Here is a 17,883-nt window from a genome sequence, read left to right on the forward strand (position 1 = left end):
CCGGGACTCACCCGGTTCGGTCCGACCCCCGCCGCGCCGCCGCCAGATGCCATGCCAGGTTGCCCACGGCCGCGCCGGCCGCCACGACGGCGACGATCACACCGCCCGTGGCGAGCCCGTCACTGAACAGATGCGGGCGCCGGTCCAGGCTGTGCAGTCCGAAGCCGCACAGTTCATACACCCCCGTGGCGGCGATCACAAGGCTCACGACGAGCACGGCGAGCGTGGGCGCGAGACTGACACACGCCTGCGAGAGGAACCGCCGGGGCCGTCGGGCCTGCGGTGTCTCGGTGCCCTGCATGAGTCCCCCCGGTGGACAGACGAACGGCCGTCGGCTGATGGGAACCTACAGTACGTAGGGTCGGCTTGGCCTCAGGTCGCGCGAACGCCCGGTCGGCGAGACCGGACCCGCCCAGGCCACCGCGGCGGACCTCGGCGTTCCGGTGGTCGCCCGCACGGGTGACGACACGCCCTGCGCCGAGGCGACGCCCCGCCCGCCCCGGGAACCGTCAGCCGAACCGTCCCGCCACGTAGTCCGCGGTCCGCTGGTCCACCGGCGAGCCGAACATCTGCTCGGTGTCGCCGTGCTCGACGATGCCGCCCGGGGTGCCCTGCTCGGCGAGGAAGAACGCGCACTGCTGGGAGACACGGGCGGCCTGCTGCATGTTGTGGGTGACGATCACGACGGTCACCTGGCCGGCGAGCTCGTGGATCGTCTCCTCGACCCGGCGGGTGGAGGTGGGGTCGAGCGCGGAGCAGGGCTCGTCCATCAGCAGGACCCGGGGGCGTACCGCGAGCGCGCGGGCGATGCACAGACGCTGCTGCTGGCCACCGGAGAGCGCGCCGCCCGGCTGGCGCAGCCGGTCCCGCACCTCCTTCCACAGACCCGCCCGGCTCAGCGACTCCTCGACCAGCTCGTCCTTCGTACGGCGGCCGACGCGCGTGCCCGTCAGCTTCAGGCCCGCCACCACGTTGTCGTAGATCGACATCGCCGGGAACGGGTTGGGCTTCTGGAAGACCATCCCGATCCCGCGGCGGGCGTCCGTCAGCCGGCGCTCGGGGGCGTAGATGTCCTCGCCGTCGAAGAGGACCTCGCCGCCGAAGGCCGACCCCGGGATCATCTCGTGCATCCGGTTCAGGGTGCGCAGGAACGTCGACTTGCCGCAGCCGGAGGGGCCGATCAGGGCGGTCACCTGGCCCGCGGGCATCGTCAGCGAGACCCGGCTGAGCACCTGGTGGGTGCCGAACCAAGCCGAGACGTCACGGGCCTCGAGGGTGGCGGGGTCGGCGGCCGGAGCCGCGTGGACGGGGAGTACGGCGGTGTCGGTCACGGTGTCGGTGACGGCTTCGGTCACGGTGTCGGTCACGGTCGGATACCTCGGTTCACAGCAGATTCGGCAGGAGTTCGGTGGTGCGCGTGGCGACCTGGAGGCCGAGCACCGCGACGACCGGGGCGAAGACGATCCACGTCTGGTGGCGGCCCCAGCGGTGCCAGGTCCAGACGGCGGCGACAGAGGCCAGCAGCAGCGCCTGCAGCCACATCACCAGCGGCCACGGCACGCCGGAGAGGCGGGCCAGCGGCTCCTCGGAGTCCGGCAGGGTGCCGGAGCGGATGACGGCCGCCGGGGTCTGGAAGGGCGCGGAGACCAGATCGGCGTCGACGCGCAGGACGCCGGACGGCATGAAACGGGCGCCGGTGGCGGTGATGAGCACGAGGCGGCCCTTGCCCGAGGCCAGCGCGCCGGGAGCCGGGTCACCGGCCCGCCGTACGTCGGCGACCTGGTACTTGGCCTTGCCCTGACCGGTGGTCACGGTGAAGGTGTCGCCCTCGGCCAGATCGGCGAGCCGGCCGAACGGGCCGCCGTAGGCCGCCGCGCGGCCCATCAGCACGCTGGTGCCGGCCTGTCCGGGCATCGGGGTGTCCCGGCGGTGGCCGGGGCCGTCGGTCATCACGGACGAGTCGGTGCCCTCGAGGACGACCTGGCTCAGGTCCAGTGCGGGGATCTCGATCAGCGCGACCGGGGTGCCGGGGGCCAGCAGCCTGCCCTGCTGGTCGGTCTGGGACACCGGGGCCGTGCCCAGCGCGAGCTGCTTGCGCAGGTCGTCGAAAGCGGCGTGCTGGGCGGAGTGTTCCTGGGCGCCGCTGACCAGGAGCAGCTGGGCGGTGATGCCGAGCAGCAGAGCGGCGAGGCTGAGCAGGCCGCCGCGGGCGAGATGGCGGACGGCGGTGACGCCCCGGGCGCGCATGCGCGGCACGGCCGGTGCGAGCGTGGACTGTGCGGCGACGGCCACGGCGGCCCGCCTCCTTCGCTGAAGTTCGAGGGGGCTGCCGGGGAGACAGGAGCGGTCTCCCCGGCAGCCGGGTGGGTCAGGTGGACTTGATGACGAAGTTCGCGCCGCTCTTCGAGGCCACCGTCGAGGAGCCCGCGTAGTACGCGTGCAGCGTGTGCTTGCCACGGCTCAGCTTCGGCAGGGTGATGGTCACCTTGCCGCCGCTCAGCGTGCCGGTGGCGATCACCTTGGTGCCCTCGTAGATGCGCACGGTGCCGGTCGGCGTGGTGCCGGTCGCGGTGACCTTCACGGTGACCTTGGCCCGGGCGGTGTGGCTCACCGAGGACGGCGCGGTGCTGCTGATGGACGGCGCCGCCTTGGTGATCTTCAGGGAGACCGTCGTGGAGGACGCGTTGAGCTTGGCGCTGCCGGCGTAGGAGACGGACAGCGAGTGCGTGGCGACCTTGAGGTGGTTCGACAGGCCGATGGTGACCTTGCCGGAGGCGTCCAGGGTGCCGGTGCCGAGGACGGTGGAGCCCTCCTTCACCGTGACCTTGCCCGTCGGGGCGACGGAGTGCGAGCCGGCGACGGTGACGACGACCTTGGGCGTCTTGCCGTACGCCGTGGTGGCGGCGGTCGCCGTGGTCTTGCTCGCGTACTTGACGGAGCCGGTCCAGGTGGCGGCGGCACCGGTGCCGTTGAGGTTGGCGCCGGCGACCGTGGCGGTGTAGCTGCCGTTGGCCAGACCGGTGAAGGTGTACGTGGTGGTGCCGGCCGGGAGGTCCTTGACGGCCACGACGGCGCCGTCCGAACCGGTCAGGGTGACCCGGTAGTCGGTGAGCGGCAGAGCGGTGGCGGCCGGGGCGGTCCAGGACAGCTTCAGGCTCGCGTCGCCGGGGGTGGCCTTGAGGACGGGCGCGGCCGGGATGGCGGCGTCGATGCCGGTCCCCTCCAGGCCGCCGAGCTTGGCGTGCTTGGCCACGCTGATCGAGCCGTTGTACGACTCGTTCACGAAGCCGAAGGAGGCGATGACCTTCTCGGCGTCGTCCGCGGCCAGCACGGCGGTGTGGCTGCCGCTGGTGACGAAGACGTCGTAGAGGTCCTTGTCGAAGAAGATGCTGGTCGGGTCGATCGCCCGGCTCGGGACGACGTTGTAGACGTCACGGCCGAAGGTGGCGTTGTCGTAGTAGTGGTTGACCGGGGCGAGCTTGCCGTTGACCGTGGTCACCGGGCTGGTGACACCATCCGTGTCGCCGGGCAGCTGGACCGACGCCAGGTGCCCGCCGGCCGTGACCGAGTCCTTGGTGTAGTCCGGGGCCACGCCGTTGTTCTGGGCGATCCAGCTGCCGACCGAGAACGGTACGAGCGCGCCGTCCTCGGTGAGCGCGGCGTTGCCCTGGTTCTCCTGGACGATGGGCATGTCCGCGGGGACGTCATCGGTGTTCACACCGATCGCGTTGAGGAAGAACTTGCGGGTGCCGGAGTCCTTCTGCGGGATCCTCGGGTGCACGGCGTGGCCGTTCACCTCGGTGAGGTGGCCGAGGTAGATGTCGCGCAGCTGGGCCACGGTCAGGTTGTCGATGCCCGCGCCGCGCACCGCGATGCCGACGGCGTCCCGCGCCATCGGGATGTAGGTGAGCGTGGTGCCGGAGGCGGACGGGCCACCGGAGGAGCGGGCGAAGTCGACCTGGCCGTTGATGGCGGCACCGTTGGAGTCCGGGAACTTGACGCCGGTCAGCGACGCGCTCAGGGCGATACGGCCCTTGCCGGAGCCGTTCGGGCGCAGGAAGGACGAGCCGCCGGAGCGGGTGGTGATGGTGGAGGTGGTGGAGCCGGTGCCGGGCTCGATCGCGTCGTACGAGGCGAGGCCCGCGCCGCTCGTGGACTTCACGGCGGTGGCGGAGTAGCTGGTGCCGTTGACGGTGTCGCCCGCGAGGGCGTTCAGCACGTCCTGGGTGGTGTCCGAGCCCACGCCGACCAGCTGGCGGAAGGTGCCCGCCGGGGTCGGGTCGGCGGACGCGGGGGTGGCGAGAGCCAGGCCGCCGGCCACCACGGCAGCGGCGACGAGCGCCGCCGAAGAGCGCAGGTTGCGCATCGAAGTTCTCCTGACGAGAGCTTGGAGGAGAGAGGGAACTGCAGGGATCTGGCAGGGTGGTACGGGCCGTCCGCCCCGACTGCCTTTCGGGGCGGGCGGCCGTCTTCAGGGGCGCCTCGGTGGGCGCCCCGGTCTCAGGGCAGCCGCTTGCGCAGCCACTCGGGGAGGGTGAGCTCCGGCAGCACGGTCACCGTCCGCCCGCCGGGCAGCGGCACCCGCAGGGGGAGCCGCAGCCTGCTGCCGCCCGCGAAGGGCGCGCCCACACCGGCGACGGCGCCGAGCGCGGCCCCCACCGGGACGGCGTACCGCAGCGGGTTGGCCGGGTCGGCCGGGGTGTTGCCTGCGGCTGTGGTCTGCACGGCCTTTCCGCCGTCGAACGAGGCCTGGGCGCTGGGCTTGGCACTTCCGCCGCCCGCTCCCGTGCCGTCGCCGCCCGGCGCTCCGGCGCCGCCCGAGGTGCTGCCCCCGTCGGTGCCGGTGCCGCCGGTCCCGCCCGAGCCGGTGTCGCCACCGGTGGTGCCGCCGTTGCCGTCGCCGCCGGAGGTCGGTCCGGTGTAGTGCAGCAGCGCGTCGGCGGCGTGCACCGCCTGCTTGCGCAGGCCCGCGGAGAGCGGGGCGTAACCGGCCGGCAGGCGGCCCGGGCCGGAACCGCTGACCTGCCCGGCGCCGGCCGCGTACTTCAGCAGCGCCGCGTAGTCCTTACGGGCGTCCGCCTTCAGCGCACCGGGACGGACGGCCGCGTACACCAGGTGGGCCAGCGGGTAGGCGCCCTTCGCCTTGTCGCCTCCCGGGGGGATCTCGGCGAGGTCCTTGCCGGAGGCGCCCTTGGCGGCCGTGCTCAGCGACTCGGTGGTGGGGGCGACGTAGCGGCCGGCGTTGTTGCGCAGGCTCGCGCTCTGCAGGCCGTAGCGTGCGGCCGAGGCCGCGTCGGTCACGGTGATGACGAAGCGGGAGCCGACCATCTGCGGGCCCGAGCCCTTGTAGGCGGGCGGGCTGGCCAGCTGGTCCCAGGTCGACTTCCACAGGGTGTCGGCACGGCGGGTGTGCAGGGCCCCGGTGTGCATGTCCTCGACGTACGGGTGGAAGTCGGTCATGCACTGCGGCTTGTCCTTGGGCGCGCCGGAGCTGGGCGTGACCGTGCACCAGGGGTCGTTCTTCGGGTACTCGTCCGCGTGCGCCGGGTCGAAGGCAAGGCCGGCGGGGTTCAGGTCCGCGTTGGTGCTGTAGTACGGGTTGACCCGCATGCCCCAGTCGTCGGAGACCCCGGCGAGGAACCGCCGCGCGTCCTTGTCGGTGAGGATCCACTGCCACAGCGCGCGGGCGCTGTCGCTGTGGCCGAGGGTGGTCATCAGGTCGGTGTCGGTGTTGGGCGTCTCGGCGACCGAGAGATCCGCGAACTCCGGGTTGAGGGAGATGAATTCGGGGTCGCTCGCCAGGCCGGCCGGGTTGTTCTTCACCCACTCGTAGCCCTTGGCCGCCTTGCCGCTGAGCACAGCGCCCCACAGGGAGCTGCGGTACGACTCGGTGAGCAGCTTGGCGACCAGGCGCGCGTTCAGTTTCAGCGACTCGACCTTGGTGCCGGCGAGCCGCTCGATGTTCGCCGGGGCCCCGGCCCTGGGTCTGCGTTCGATGTTGAAGCCGATGACGGTGCCGCTGAGCGCCACGGGTGCGTACGTGGTCGTCCCGGACGGTGCGCTGCTGCCGTAGTCGGCGCCCAGGGCGCGGGTGGTGAAGCCCAGGCCCAGGGAACCGTCGTTGCTCAGCCGGTTGCGGGTGTCGGGCTCGCCCATCTCCGTGTAGCCGTAGACCTTGCCGGTCGGGCACAGGGCCGCCTGCCAACTGGTCATGGCGTCGGCGGCCAGCTCGCTGCCGGTGGTCGGGCGCTCGTGCGCGCCGAGGGCGCAGTTGGAGCCGACCGAGTTGAAGCGCAGCGGGATCGCGATGCGGTTCTGCCAGTTGGTGGAGGACACCGGGGAGCCCGCGTTGACCTGGCTGTGGTCCTGGTAGGGCTTGCCGTCCAGGTCGAGGTGGCCCTGCGGGACGATCACCAGCCAGCAGGAGCGCGGCTTGGTGGCGCCGTTCTCGTTGACCGGCGCGCCGCAGCCCAGGTGCGGGGCCTCGTTCGCGGTCTGCACCTCGAAGAACTCCTGGCCGGTGCCGTCGGCGCCGGTGCGGGCGAAGTCGACCTCGTTGGTGGTGTTGCGGTTGAAGAGGGCGTTGTTCTGGGTGCCGGTGGTGATCGTCGTGCCGTCGACCGCCTTGAAGGGCACCTCGCCGGGGGCGTTCGGGTTGGCCGCCCCGTAGCGGTTGTCCTGGCCGTAGTTGGTCGGGTCGGCGCTGTAGAAGATCTGGCGCGTGTCGTCCAGCCCGGTGCCGGGCCAGTTGCCCCGGTCGGTGGTCGGGGAGGCGCCGAACTGGCACTGGGTGCGCGGCGGGCCGGGGTTGGCCGGGACGGTGCCGTCGTCGTCGCCCCAGCACTGCATGATCTGTACGAAGTCCGTGTTGAACTGGCTGCCCGCGAAGGTGGTCGGGGTGCCGCCCTTCCAGGAGATGGTGATCGCCTGGCTGGTGAGGTGGCTGGTCTGGTCGACCGTGAACCTCATGTCCTTGAACTCGCCGCGCCCGGAGACGGTGACGGCGGAGCCGGTGGCGGGGGCGGCCGTGGCGGTCGGGGCCGCCTGGGCGACGGCGAGACCGGCGAGGGCGCCGACGGTGGCCCCGGCAAGGAGACGCACCAGGGCGTTGCGGACGCGGCTCATCGTGAACTCTCCTCCCCCGCATGGCCGTTGTCGCGCGTGGCGGCCACGAGCCGCGACACGAGCGAGGGCAGCAGGAGCAGTCCGAGGACCAGGAAGGCGGCCAGCAGCATCAGCGTCTGGGTGCTGGTCCAGCCGTGCTCCGCGGCCACGGCGACCGGCTGGGCGAGGGCGACCGTGCCGTCGGCGGCCGTACCGCTGCCGCCGGAGCCACCCGAGCCGCCGCCCGGGGCGATGGTCTGCCCGGTGTCCGGATCGACGGACGGCTGGCCACTGCCGCCGGTGCCGCCACCCGCCGCACCGCTGCCGCCGGAGCCGCCACCGGCCGCGGAGCCGCCGCCCGTCGAACCGCCGGCGGAGCCGCCCGAGCCACCGGACCCGTTGTTGCCCTTGGCGCCGCCGCTGCCCGTGGTGCAGGGCGGAGCGCCCTTCTTGTCACAGGCGGCCGGGTAGGGCGCGGTGTCGGCGAGCTTGTTGTGCCCGTCGGACGAGAACGTCGGGTTGTTGCAGCCCTTGATGTTGATGTTCTGCGTCTGCACGCCCGGGATCCGGCGGATCTGGTCGAAGCCGGCCCGCACCAGGTTGATCGGCAGCGGCGAGTACCCGAGCTGGGGCGCCTGCTGCTGGCCCTGGCACATGAAGTAGTAGGAGAACGCGCCGAGCGTCTTGCCCTTGGCCTTGGTGAAGGTGCCCTGCACCTTCAGCGGCAGGATCATGTACGAGTAGCTGGACAGCGGGTAGTTGCGCCTGTCGCTGTCGTTGTAGACGCCCTGCAGCTGCTGCGTGAGGTAGTCCGGCGAGCTCTTGTTGGTGTTGATCTTCGCCTTGAGCAGCGAGACCGCGACGTTCTGCGGGGTCGGCTCGGTGTAGTAGCCGGCGTGGTTGAGGACCTTGGCGACCGGGTAGTGCGCGTTGAGCGCGTACGAGTAGTTGACGTAGCCGATCGCGCCCTCGCCGTAGTTCTGGGCGACGTAGCCCGCCACTCCGAGGTCGCCGGACTGGGCGATCATGCCGGAGACGGTCGGGTAGTACGAGGTCTGCCCGCAGGCGCCGGAGCGTCCGACGCGGCGGCAGTAGTCCTGCCACAGCGCCTTGTGCTGGTTGGCCATCCACATCGTGAACTGGGCGGTGGAGCCGGAGCCGTCGGAGCGGACGACGGGCACGATGGTGCGGTGCGGGAGCAGGAGCCCGGGGTTGTCGGCCTTGATGACCGGGTCGTCCCAGGTCTTGATGACACCGGTGAAGATCTTGGTGACCACGTCACCCGACAGACGGAGGTTGGTGACCCGCTTGCCGTTGACCGTCAGGTGGTACATGAAGACGGTGCCGCCGGCCACGATCGGCATGTAGGCGTACGAGCCCGGGCTCGGCCGTTCCGCCGCGGACCCGTCGGTCGGGTGGGTCTGGAACGGGATGTCCGACACCGCGAAGTCGACCGTCCCGCTGAGGAACTGCCGGCGTCCGTCGGAGGATCCCGCACCGGCGTACGAGATCCGCATGCCGTACTGGTTCACGGCCCGGCGCCACTCGTCGACGGCGTTCTCGGCCCAGGTGGAGCCGGCACCGGCGATGGGCGTGTAGCTGTCGGCGGCGGCGGGCGCGGCCATGGGGCCCGCCAGCAGCCCGCAGAGCACGCCGAGCGTCGCGCCCAGGGTCCCCAGCGCGCGCAGGCGCCGGAGACGGTTGGTGAGGTGACTGAGCATCAGACGTTGTCTCCGGGGGTCTTGCCCGGGGTGTCTCCGGGGGCGGGGTCGGGGGCGGGTACGGGTGCGTCTGCGGTCGCGGACTTGGTGAGGAGCGTGGTGGCCCCGGGGGTCTGCCCGGGTGCGCCCTCGGACTCGGGTCGCGGCGCGTCCTCTGGTTCGGGGCCGGTGGTGACGTCGGTCTCGGTCAGCAGCACGGTCCCGGAGTCGGCGGCGGCCGCGGTTCCCGGTTCGGCCGGTGCGGTGCCGTCGAACAGGGACAGTGCCGGCGCGTGGAGTTCCGCGAAGCGAGCGACGTCGTGGCGGGAAGCGCGGGCTGCCCGGCGGACCTGGCGCTTGCTCTGGTGACCGGGGCCACGGCCGCCGATGACGCGGGCGATGGTGAAGAGCACCAGCACCAGGGCCATCAGCACCGCCGCCGCGCCGAAGCCGCGCGCGATCATCGTCGGCTCGGGCGACTTGACGAAGTTGAAGACGGCGAGCGGCAGCGAGATCATCGGCCCGCTCGTCGGGTCGACGTTGCGCGCCGCCGTGAAGCCCGCGGTCAGCAGCACGGGCGAGGTCTCACCGATACCGCGCGCGGTGCCGAGGATGACGGCGGTGGCGAGTCCGGAGCGCGCGGTCGGCAGCACGACGTGCCACACGGTCCGCCAGCGCGGCGCGCCGAGCGCCTCCGCGGCCTCCGTCAGCGTACCCGGCACCAGGCGCAGCACCACGTCCGAGGCCCGGATCACGATCGGCAGCATCATCACGCTGATCGCGAAGCCCGCTGCGAGCCCCGACTTCTCCATGCCCAGGCTCAGGATCCAGACGGCGTACACCATCAGACCGGCCACGATCGACGGCAGCGCGGTCATCGCCTCGACGATGGTCCGTACGAACCGCGAGAAGCGGCCGGGGATCTGGTTGAGGTAGACCGCGCAGGCCACTCCCAACGGCACCGTGATCAGCAGCGCGATGGTGATCATGATCAGGCTGCCGAGCATCGCGTGGACGATACCGCCGTTGGTGAGCGGGTCGAGCGGGCCCGCGGCCTGCATGTCCTGGGTGAAGAAGTTGCCGTGCGGCAGCGCCTCCCGCCCGCGCCAGGCGGTGAAGCCGACGACGAGGGCGAGCGCGGAGAACAGCAGCGAGGCCGCCGACCACAGCACGACGGTCATCAACCGGTCCAGGACCGCCTGCCCGCTCTCCTCCAGGCCGGTCAGCACCGCGTAGATGATGAGGAAGGCGAGGTACGCGGTGACGGTGAAGCCCAACGCACCGGAGAACGGCGCGAGTTCGCCGAACAGCAGGACGGCCACGCACAGCCCCGAGGCCGCGGCCCCGAACAGGGACAGCACACCGGAGCGGGTGAGCCCGCCGATACGGCGCGGCACGTCGGGGAGTTGCTCGACGGGTGCGGGTGCGGGTGCCGTGTCCGTCACGGCCGGCGCCGGAGCGAGCGCGGTCTCTTCTACGACGGTCATCTCATGCCTCGCTCTGCGCGCCGGACCGGGAGCGGGCCACGATGGAGGATGCGGTGAAGTTGACCGCCAGGGTGAGCAGGAACAGCGCCAGGCCCGCCGCCATCAGCGCCGACATTCCGAAGGTCGAGGCATCGCCGTAGTGCAGGGCGATGAGGGACGAGACGGAGTTCGAACCCGTCTGCAGGATGTGCGGCTGGATGGTGAAGACCGGCGAGATGATGAGGTACACGGCGATGGTCTCGCCGAGCGCCCGTCCGAGCCCCAGCATCGTGCCGCCGATGATGCCACCCTTGCCGTAGGGCAGGACGACCGCACGGATCATGCCCCAGCGGGTGGCGCCGAGCGCGTACGCGCCTTCCCGCTCACCGGCCGGAGCCTGCGCGAACACCTCGCGCATCACCGAGCACTGGATCGGCGCGACCATCAGCGCGACGACGATGCCGGCGATGAACGTGGACGCCGTGTAGACGCTGTCGGAGGCCAGCGGCTCGCCCGGCTGGGTGCCGTCCACCGTCAGGAACGGGATCCACCCGAACCAGTCGGACAACCAGCGCGACAGCCCGATCGCGTGCTGCTGCAGGAAGAACAGCCCCCACAGCCCGTACACGACCGACGGCACGGCGGCCATCAGGTCCACCATCGTGACGAGGGTGTAGCGCAGCCTGCGGGGCGCCACTTCCGTGATGAACAGCGCGGTGCCCACGGCCAGCGGCACGGAGATCGTCACCGCGACGGCGGCGATCAGCAGGGTGCCGGTGAGCACGGCCGCGATACCGAAGTTGTGGACGTCCGGCTGCCACTCGGCGGTCGTCAGGAACGCCCAGATGCCCCTGGTGCGCAGCGCCTGACCAGCCCTCAGGAGCAGGAACAGCCCGACGGCGGCCATGATCCCGAGGACGACGACACCGGCGGCCGTCAGCTGGGACCGGAAGATCCGGTCACTCAACCCTCGGGCCGCGTACGGCCGTCTGGGCACGGGTCTCGCGGGCTCCGGCCCGCCGAAGCCCTCTTGCGCGGACACCACGTGGGTCCCCCCAATACGGAAACGACTCTCCCCGCACGGCCCCGATCGGTCGCCGCGCGTGGAGAGTCAATGGCCGGATTCTTTCGCTCCGACGCGTCGAACATGACCGAAGGGTGAACGGTCCATGCCATTTCAGTGGGAGAGATGTGCGCTGCTGTGCCAGGCCGTCGCGGCTGGGGCTGCGATGACGTCCCTCGGGCCCCTCAGGCCCCGCCGCCCCGCGTACCGCCGCCCGCGATCCCGCCGCCGACGGTGAACCCGATGACCGATCCGCCCCCCTCGCGCCGGAAGGCGAAGGGTGCGCCGCCGTGGGCCATGGCCACCTCACGGACGATGGACAGGCCGAGGCCGGAGCCGGGCAGGGAACGGGCGTCGGCCGCGCGGTAGAAGCGGTCGAAGATGCGCATCAGGTCGCCGTCGGCGATCCCGGGCCCCCGGTCGAGGACCTCGACGCGGACCGGGCCGATGGGGGTCCCCCCTGTTCGAGCGGAGCCGAGAACTTGGGGGAGGGCGGGCCCGTTGATGTTGACCTCGATGGGAGCCTCGCCGCCGCGGTCGAACTTCGCGGCGTTCTCCACGAGGTTGGACATCGCGCGCTGGAGCATGCCGGGCCGGCCGTCGGTGGTCGTGTCGCCGCTCGCCCGCAGGACCATCTCCCGCCCGGTACGGCGCCTGGCGAGCCCCACGACGTCCTCGGCGATGTCGGCGAGATCCACCCGCTGCGGCGGCTCGCTGTCGGACTGCCCGGCGGCGAGATCCACGAGCTCGTTGACCAGGTCGGTCAGCTCGCGCGCCTCCTGGGTGAGGTCGGCGACGAGCTCGTCCCGGGTCGAGGGCGGAAGCTCGTCGATCCTCCGCAGCAGCGAGATGTTCGTGCGCAACGACGTCAGCGGGGTGCGCAGCTCGTGCCCCGCGTCCTGCACCAGCCGGCGCTGGTCCTCCTCCGACTGGGCCAGACGCCCCAGCATGCGGTCGAAGGCGCGGCCGAGGCGCCCCACCTCGTCGAGGCCCGCTACGGGCACCTCGATGCCCAGCCGACGGGTGCGCGCGACGTCCTCGGCGGCCGAGGTGAGGACGACCAGGCGCCGGGTGATACGGCGGGCCAGCCACCAACCGAAGAGGCCCGCGGCGACCACGACGGCGGCCATGAGCGCCAGCGTCCGCTGCTGCAGCGCCCGCAGCAGGTCCTCGGTGTCGCTGAACTCCTGCGCGACCTGCACCGCGCCCCGCCCGTCACCGAGCGCCACGGTGGCGATGCGGAAGAGGTCCTCGCCGACCCGGACGTCCTTGTACTGGACCGTCCTGCCGGCCTCGCTGGCGGTGGCCGCGGCCCGGTCGCGGGCGGTGACGGGGAGCACGGGACTTCCGTGGTCGACGATCTGCCCCTTCGCCCCGAGCACCTGCACATCGGTACGGGCGGGCCGCACCAGATCGTGCCCCGGCCGCGAGGAGCTGAAGTCCTCCGGCACCATCTCGTGCTGCCGCACCTCGTCCTGCACGTCCTGCACGACCTGGGTGAACACCGACTGCTGGTCCACCCGCACCAGCCGCGCGGCGGCGCCGTAGGACAGGATGCCCACGAGGATGGTGACGGCCGCGGTGACGGCCGCGAAGGACACGGCGAAGGTGGTGCGCAGCGACACGAGCTTGGGCCGGCGCCGGGCCAGCAGCCGCCTGAGGCGGCCCACTCAGTCCTCCCGGAGCACGTAACCCACGCCCCTCACGGTGTGGATCAGCTGCGGCGCGCCCGGCTCGTCCAGCTTGCGGCGGAGGTAGCCGACGTAGACGGCCAGATTCTTGGAGCCGGGTCCGAAGTCGTAGCCCCAGATCCGGTCGTAGATGGTGGAGTGGTCGAGGACGATCCCCGAGTTGCGGACCAGCAGTTCCAGCAGCTCGAACTCGGTACGGGTGAGCTCCAGCTCGCGCTGGCCGCGCCAGGCCCGGCGGGCCTGGAGGTCCATGCGCAGCCCGGCGGCCTCGATCTGCCGGTCGGAGATCTGCGGCTCCCTGGCCAGATCGCTGCCGCCGCCGTGGCCGTTGCCGCTGACCGCGTTCGCCGGGCTGGTGCGGCGCAGCAGGGCGCGGAGCCGGGCGAAGACCTCCTCGACGTCGAACGGCTTGACGACATAGTCGTCGGCCCCGGCGTCGAGGCCCGCGATGCGGTCGGCGGTCTCCACCAGCGCCGTGAGCATCAGGATCGGCGTGCGGTCGCCCTCGGCCCGCAGCACGCGGCACACCTGCAGCCCGTCGATGCCCGGCATCATCACATCGAGCACGAGCACGTCCGGCGGGGTGCGGTGGGCCTGCGCCAGTGCCTCCACGCCGTCGGCGACCGCCGTCACCTGGTAGCCCTCCAGGGTCAGGGCACGCTCCAGGGCATGACGGATGGCACGATCGTCTTCGGCGAGCAGCACAGTCTGGGGCACGGACCCAGTCTGCCAAGGCCGGTGGCGGTTCGGCTGGGACCGGTGGGCCTACGATCACCCTTTTTACCTGGCTCTCACCGTCACAGACGCAACCAGGAGCGGCCCCCTACCGTCCTCTCACCGTAGGCCCATCAGCCGGCGAGCCTCGCCAGCTGATCCTCGAAGGGCACCACGTTCATGGCGCCCCCGGCCTCCGGCCTGGCCGCCGACAGCCCGGTCATCAGCGCCGCCAGCTCCTGCGCCGCCCGCTCGATCCGCTCCTGCAGCCCTTGCGCGCCCCAGTCCTCCGAGGCGGCGTACACCCCGGTCGGGACGACCACGGCCCGCAGGTGGGCGAACAGCGGGCGCAGGGCGTGCTCCAGCACCAGGGAGTGGCGGGCGGTGCCGCCGGTGGCGGCGATCAGCATCGGCTTGCCCGCGAGCGCGTCCTTGTCCAGCACGTCGAAGAACGACTTGAACAGCCCGCTGTACGACGCCGAGAACACCGGCGTGACGACGATCAGTCCGTCCGCCTCCGTGACGGTGTCCAGGGCGGCGGACAGACCGCGGCCCGGGAAGCCGTTGGTGAAGTTGTGCGCGATCTCCACGGCGAGCTCGCGCAGCTCGACCACCTGGATCTCCACCGGGGCCTGCCGGTCGACTGCGGCGGCCAGCCGGTCGGCGAGCAGCCGGGTGGAGGACGGGACGCTCAGTCCCGCCGAGACGACGACGAGCTTCATGCGACGGTCACCTCGTTCTTCTTGGCCTCGAGGAGGGAAGCGTGGGTGGGCGCCTCCGGCACGTCCGCGGGACGGCCCTTGGCGAACTCCTGCCGGAGCACCGGCACGACCTCCTCGCCCAGCAGGTCGAGCTGCTCGAGGACGGTCTTCAGCGGCAGCCCCGCGTGGTCCATCAGGAACAGCTGGCGCTGGTAGTCACCGGCGTACTCGCGGAAGCCCAGCGTCTTCTCGATCACCTGCTGCGGCGAGCCGACGGTCAGCGGGGTCTGGTCCGTGAAGTCCTCCAGGGAGGGCCCGTGGCCGTAGACCGGCGCGTTGTCGAAGTACGGCCGGAACTCGCGCACCGCGTCCTGCGAGTTCTTCCGCATGAACACCTGGCCTCCGAGCCCGACGATCGCCTGCTCGGGCGTGCCGTGCCCGTAGTGCGCGAACCGCTTCCGGTAGAACTCGACCATCCGCTTGGTGTGGTCGGCGGGCCAGAAGATGTTGTTGTGGAAGAAGCCGTCGCCGTAGTAGGCGGCCTGCTCGGCGATCTCCGGGGAGCGGATGGAGCCGTGCCAGACGAACGGCGGCACGTCGTCCATCGGCCGCGGGGTGGAGGTGAAGCCCTGCAGCGGTGTGCGGAACTTGCCCTCCCAGTCGACGACGTCCTCGCGCCACAGCCGGCGCAGCAGGGCGTAGTTCTCGATGGCGAGGTTGATGCCCTCGCGGATGTCCTGGCCGAACCACGGGTACACCGGCCCGGTGTTGCCGCGGCCCATCATCAGGTCGACCCGCCCGTCCGCCAGGTGCTGGAGCATCGCGTAGTCCTCCGCGATCTTCACCGGGTCGTTGGTGGTGATCAGGGTGGTGGACGTGGAGAGGATCAGCTTCTCCGTCTTCGCGGCTATGTGGCCGAGCATCGTGGTCGGCGACGACGGCACGAACGGCGGGTTGTGGTGCTCGCCGGTCGCGAAGACGTCCAGGCCGACCTCCTCGGCCTTCAGCGCGATGGCGACCATGGCCTTGATGCGCTCGCGCTCGGTCGGCGTGCGGCCCGTGGTGGGGTCCGGGGTGACGTCGCCGACGCTGAAGATCCCGAACTGCATGGTCGCTCATCCTCCAAGTTGTTGACGGTTCAACTATACCCCTCCAACCGTCACCCCCTCCCGCGTATTCCGCCCCCTGTCGGTGCCCCGTCCTACGATCGCGACATGGCCGCCCCACGCCGTGACACCCGAGGCATCGTCGACGCCGCGGAGCTCTTCGCGCGCGTGGACTTCCGCCGCCGTGAGCCCGCGCAGCCGCTCCGTCCCTACCTGGAGCACTACTGGCTGATCGACTGGGAGCTGACCCAGCCGTACGCCTCCCATGTGGTCCCGCACCCGTCCGTGAACATCGTCTTCCAGCGGTTCGAGGGGCAGGAGCCCTTCGCCGAGGTCGCCGGGATCGGGCTCGGGCTGTTCACGCAGAAGCTGGAGGGGAAGGGCCGGGTCTGCGGGATCCAGTTCCGGCCGGGCGGATACCGCCCCTTCTCCCCCGACCGGCCGGTCTCGGAGTGGACGGGCAAGCGGATCCGCCTCGCCGGCACCGACCCGGCACCCGTCCTCACCCCGGACGACGAGGACGCCCGCGTCGCCGCCCTCGACACATACCTGCTCTCCCTCGGCCCCCGCCCCGACCCCCAGGCCGACCTGGCCATGACCCTGGTCGACCGCATCCGCACCGACCGCACGATCCGCCGCGTCACGGACTTCGCCCGGTCCGAGGGCATGTCCGTGCGCCTCCTGCAGCGCCTCTTCGCCGCATACGTCGGCGTGGGCCCGAAGTGGGTCATCCTCCGCTACCGCATCCACGAGGCCCTGGAACACGCCGAGACCGACCGAGCGGTGGACTGGGCCGCCCTGGCCGCCGACCTCGGCTACGCGGACCAGGCACACCTCGTGCGCGACTTCACGGCGACGGTGGGAGTGCCGCCCACCGCGTACGCCACTAATCCAGCGGCTTCTCGAAGTGGAACGCCGTGATCGCCATCCGCTCGCGCAGATAGAAGCGGTGCGCATCGGTGCGGTGCGTGCCCGAGTCCAGGCGCAGCTCGCGGCAGCCGAGCGCCCGGGCGCGCTCCTCCAAGTGGGCGAGGAGGGCGTGGCCCACACCGCCGGAGCGGGCCGAGGACGCGGTCACGAGGTCGTCGACGTACAGCTGGCGCAGCGAGCCGGTGTTGACGACCGTCCGCCACCCGGCGACGCCCACACACCCCTCGTCGCTGTAGACGGCGGTGAAGCGCAGGCCCTGCGCATACCCCTCGGCGTACACCTCCGCGAAGAGCTCCTCGGTCAGATGCGGGCGCAGTTCGCGCAGGACGGGCAGCAGCTCGGCGGTGAGCCGGGGATCGCCGGGCTCCACGTCAACGATCTTCATGACCCGCACCATAGACAGATCCGCGCCCTGATCGACAGGCGCCCGCTAGGGAACGAGCACCAGCCGCCCCCGAACGCCGCCCTCCGCAAGCCGGGCGTGGGCCTTGGCCGCCTCCTCCAGGGCGTAGGCTCCGGCCACCCGCAGGGTGAGTACACCCTCGTCCACCAGGCGGGCCAGCTCGGCCAGGTGGGTGCCGTTCGGGCTCACCTCCACCGCCGTGGTCCGCACCCCGCGCACGGAAGCGGGCTGGGCCCCCGGGATGACGCCCACGAAGACGCCCCCGTCCCGGACCCACTCCAGCGCCCGCTCGCCGAGGAGCGCCGCGTCCAGTACGGCGTCGACGCTGCCGGGTGCCACCTCGCCGGAGCTGAAGCGGTCCGCGCCCAGGGACCGTACGAGCTCCTCGTCGGCCTCGCGGGCGACCGCGGTCACCGAGATCCCGCGGTGCGCGGCGAGCTGGACCGCGAACCCGCCGACCGCGCCCGCCGCGCCCGTCACCAGCAGTGACTGCCCGGGCTCCAGCTCCAGCAGGTCCAGGGCCTGCGCGGCGGTCAGCGCGTTCAGCGGAAGGGTAGCCGCGTGCACGGCGTCCACTGTCGCCGGCGCCTTGGCCACCGCGTCCGTGTCCACGACGACGTACTCGGCATGTGTTCCCAGCGGCTTCACCATGCCGTAGTCCAGCGCCACCACCTCGTCGCCCACAGCCCAGGCTCCCCCAAGCTCTCGGCTCCGCTCGAGCAGGGAGGTACCCCCAGCCACCCCCACCGCATCCACCGTCCCGGCGACGTCCCAGCCGAGCCCGATCCGCTTGCCCGCCCCGCCGAAGGCACCGGCCCGGACCCCCGCGTCCACCGGATTCAGCGCCGCGGCCGCGACCTTGATCCGCACCTGCCGCGCCCCCGGCTCAGGCATCTCGCTGTCCACGACCTCCACGGCCTCGGGCCCGCCGAACGTCGTCACCACAGCAGCACGCATGACTCACAACTCCCCTTGTCGGGCTGGTCGCTTCGGCATCTCCTCAGC

15 protein-coding genes are annotated in these 17,883 nt (G+C 71.8%); 1 reads left to right on the forward strand and 14 read right to left on the reverse strand.

What is annotated here, in order from left to right; genetic code table 11:
• Window positions 1-7 precede the first annotated feature (7 nt).
• From Q8A52_RS34955 to Q8A52_RS35010, 12 genes are all read right to left on the reverse strand, one after another.
• Window positions 8-301, reverse strand: a complete 294-nt coding sequence (locus tag Q8A52_RS34955; protein WP_316758842.1) for a hypothetical protein — start codon at window positions 299-301, stop codon at window positions 8-10.
• A 208-nt stretch (window positions 302-509) separates the two neighbouring features.
• Window positions 510-1,331, reverse strand: a complete 822-nt coding sequence (locus Q8A52_RS34960) for a phosphate ABC transporter ATP-binding protein (RefSeq protein ID WP_361618877.1) — start codon at window positions 1,329-1,331, stop codon at window positions 510-512.
• Window positions 1,332-1,383: 52 nt separating this feature from the next.
• On the reverse strand, window positions 1,384-2,292 hold the full coding sequence (locus Q8A52_RS34965; protein WP_316758844.1) for a sortase: 909 nt from the start codon (window positions 2,290-2,292) through the stop codon (window positions 1,384-1,386).
• A 76-nt stretch (window positions 2,293-2,368) separates the two neighbouring features.
• Window positions 2,369-4,366, reverse strand: coding sequence for an Ig-like domain repeat protein (locus tag Q8A52_RS34970; protein WP_316758846.1), 1,998 nt, complete (start codon window positions 4,364-4,366; stop codon window positions 2,369-2,371).
• Between the two features lie 134 nt (window positions 4,367-4,500).
• Window positions 4,501-7,125: a hypothetical protein gene (locus Q8A52_RS34975; protein WP_316758848.1), complete on the reverse strand. Its 2,625-nt coding sequence runs from the start codon at window positions 7,123-7,125 to the stop codon at window positions 4,501-4,503.
• Window positions 7,122-8,825: a substrate-binding domain-containing protein gene (locus Q8A52_RS34980; RefSeq protein ID WP_316758850.1), complete on the reverse strand. Its 1,704-nt coding sequence runs from the start codon at window positions 8,823-8,825 to the stop codon at window positions 7,122-7,124. The genes Q8A52_RS34975 and Q8A52_RS34980 overlap by 4 nt, the downstream gene beginning before the upstream one ends.
• Complete coding sequence (pstA, locus tag Q8A52_RS34985) at window positions 8,825-10,291, reverse strand: phosphate ABC transporter permease PstA (protein WP_316758852.1); 1,467 nt, start codon at window positions 10,289-10,291, stop codon at window positions 8,825-8,827. The genes Q8A52_RS34980 and pstA overlap by 1 nt, the downstream gene beginning before the upstream one ends.
• 1 nt (window position 10,292) lies before the next feature.
• On the reverse strand, window positions 10,293-11,267 hold the full coding sequence (pstC, locus tag Q8A52_RS34990; protein ID WP_316758854.1) for a phosphate ABC transporter permease subunit PstC: 975 nt from the start codon (window positions 11,265-11,267) through the stop codon (window positions 10,293-10,295).
• Window positions 11,268-11,518: 251 nt separating this feature from the next.
• A complete protein-coding gene (locus tag Q8A52_RS34995) occupies window positions 11,519-13,003 on the reverse strand; it encodes a sensor histidine kinase (protein WP_316758856.1) in 1,485 nt (494 codons plus the stop codon).
• Window positions 13,004-13,729: a response regulator transcription factor gene (locus Q8A52_RS35000; RefSeq protein WP_316758945.1), complete on the reverse strand. Its 726-nt coding sequence runs from the start codon at window positions 13,727-13,729 to the stop codon at window positions 13,004-13,006. It abuts the gene before it with no gap.
• 143 nt (window positions 13,730-13,872) lie between these two features.
• Window positions 13,873-14,460, reverse strand: a complete 588-nt coding sequence (locus tag Q8A52_RS35005; RefSeq protein ID WP_316758858.1) for an FMN reductase — start codon at window positions 14,458-14,460, stop codon at window positions 13,873-13,875.
• Complete coding sequence (locus Q8A52_RS35010) at window positions 14,457-15,548, reverse strand: LLM class flavin-dependent oxidoreductase (protein WP_316758859.1); 1,092 nt, start codon at window positions 15,546-15,548, stop codon at window positions 14,457-14,459. Before Q8A52_RS35010 ends, Q8A52_RS35005 begins: the two co-directional genes overlap by 4 nt.
• A gap of 105 nt (window positions 15,549-15,653) precedes the next feature.
• On the opposite strand from Q8A52_RS35010, the gene Q8A52_RS35015 reads away from it, so the two are divergent.
• Window positions 15,654-16,466 carry a helix-turn-helix transcriptional regulator gene (locus Q8A52_RS35015; RefSeq protein ID WP_316758861.1) on the forward strand — a complete coding sequence of 271 codons (813 nt, stop codon included), beginning with the start codon at window positions 15,654-15,656 and terminating at the stop codon, window positions 16,464-16,466.
• On the opposite strand, the gene Q8A52_RS35020 is transcribed toward Q8A52_RS35015, so the two are convergent.
• Entirely contained in the window at window positions 16,432-16,860 is a 429-nt protein-coding gene (locus tag Q8A52_RS35020; protein ID WP_316758863.1) for a GNAT family N-acetyltransferase, read from the reverse strand. The genes Q8A52_RS35015 and Q8A52_RS35020 overlap by 35 nt on opposite strands.
• A gap of 45 nt (window positions 16,861-16,905) precedes the next feature.
• Window positions 16,906-17,835, reverse strand: coding sequence for an NADP-dependent oxidoreductase (locus Q8A52_RS35025; protein WP_316758865.1), 930 nt, complete (start codon window positions 17,833-17,835; stop codon window positions 16,906-16,908).
• Between the last annotated feature and the right edge of the window lie 48 nt (window positions 17,836-17,883).

Origin of the sequence: Streptomyces herbicida (genome assembly GCF_032656585.1) — a bacterium.
GTDB classification, from domain to species: Bacteria; Actinomycetota; Actinomycetes; order Streptomycetales; family Streptomycetaceae; genus Streptomyces; species Streptomyces herbicida.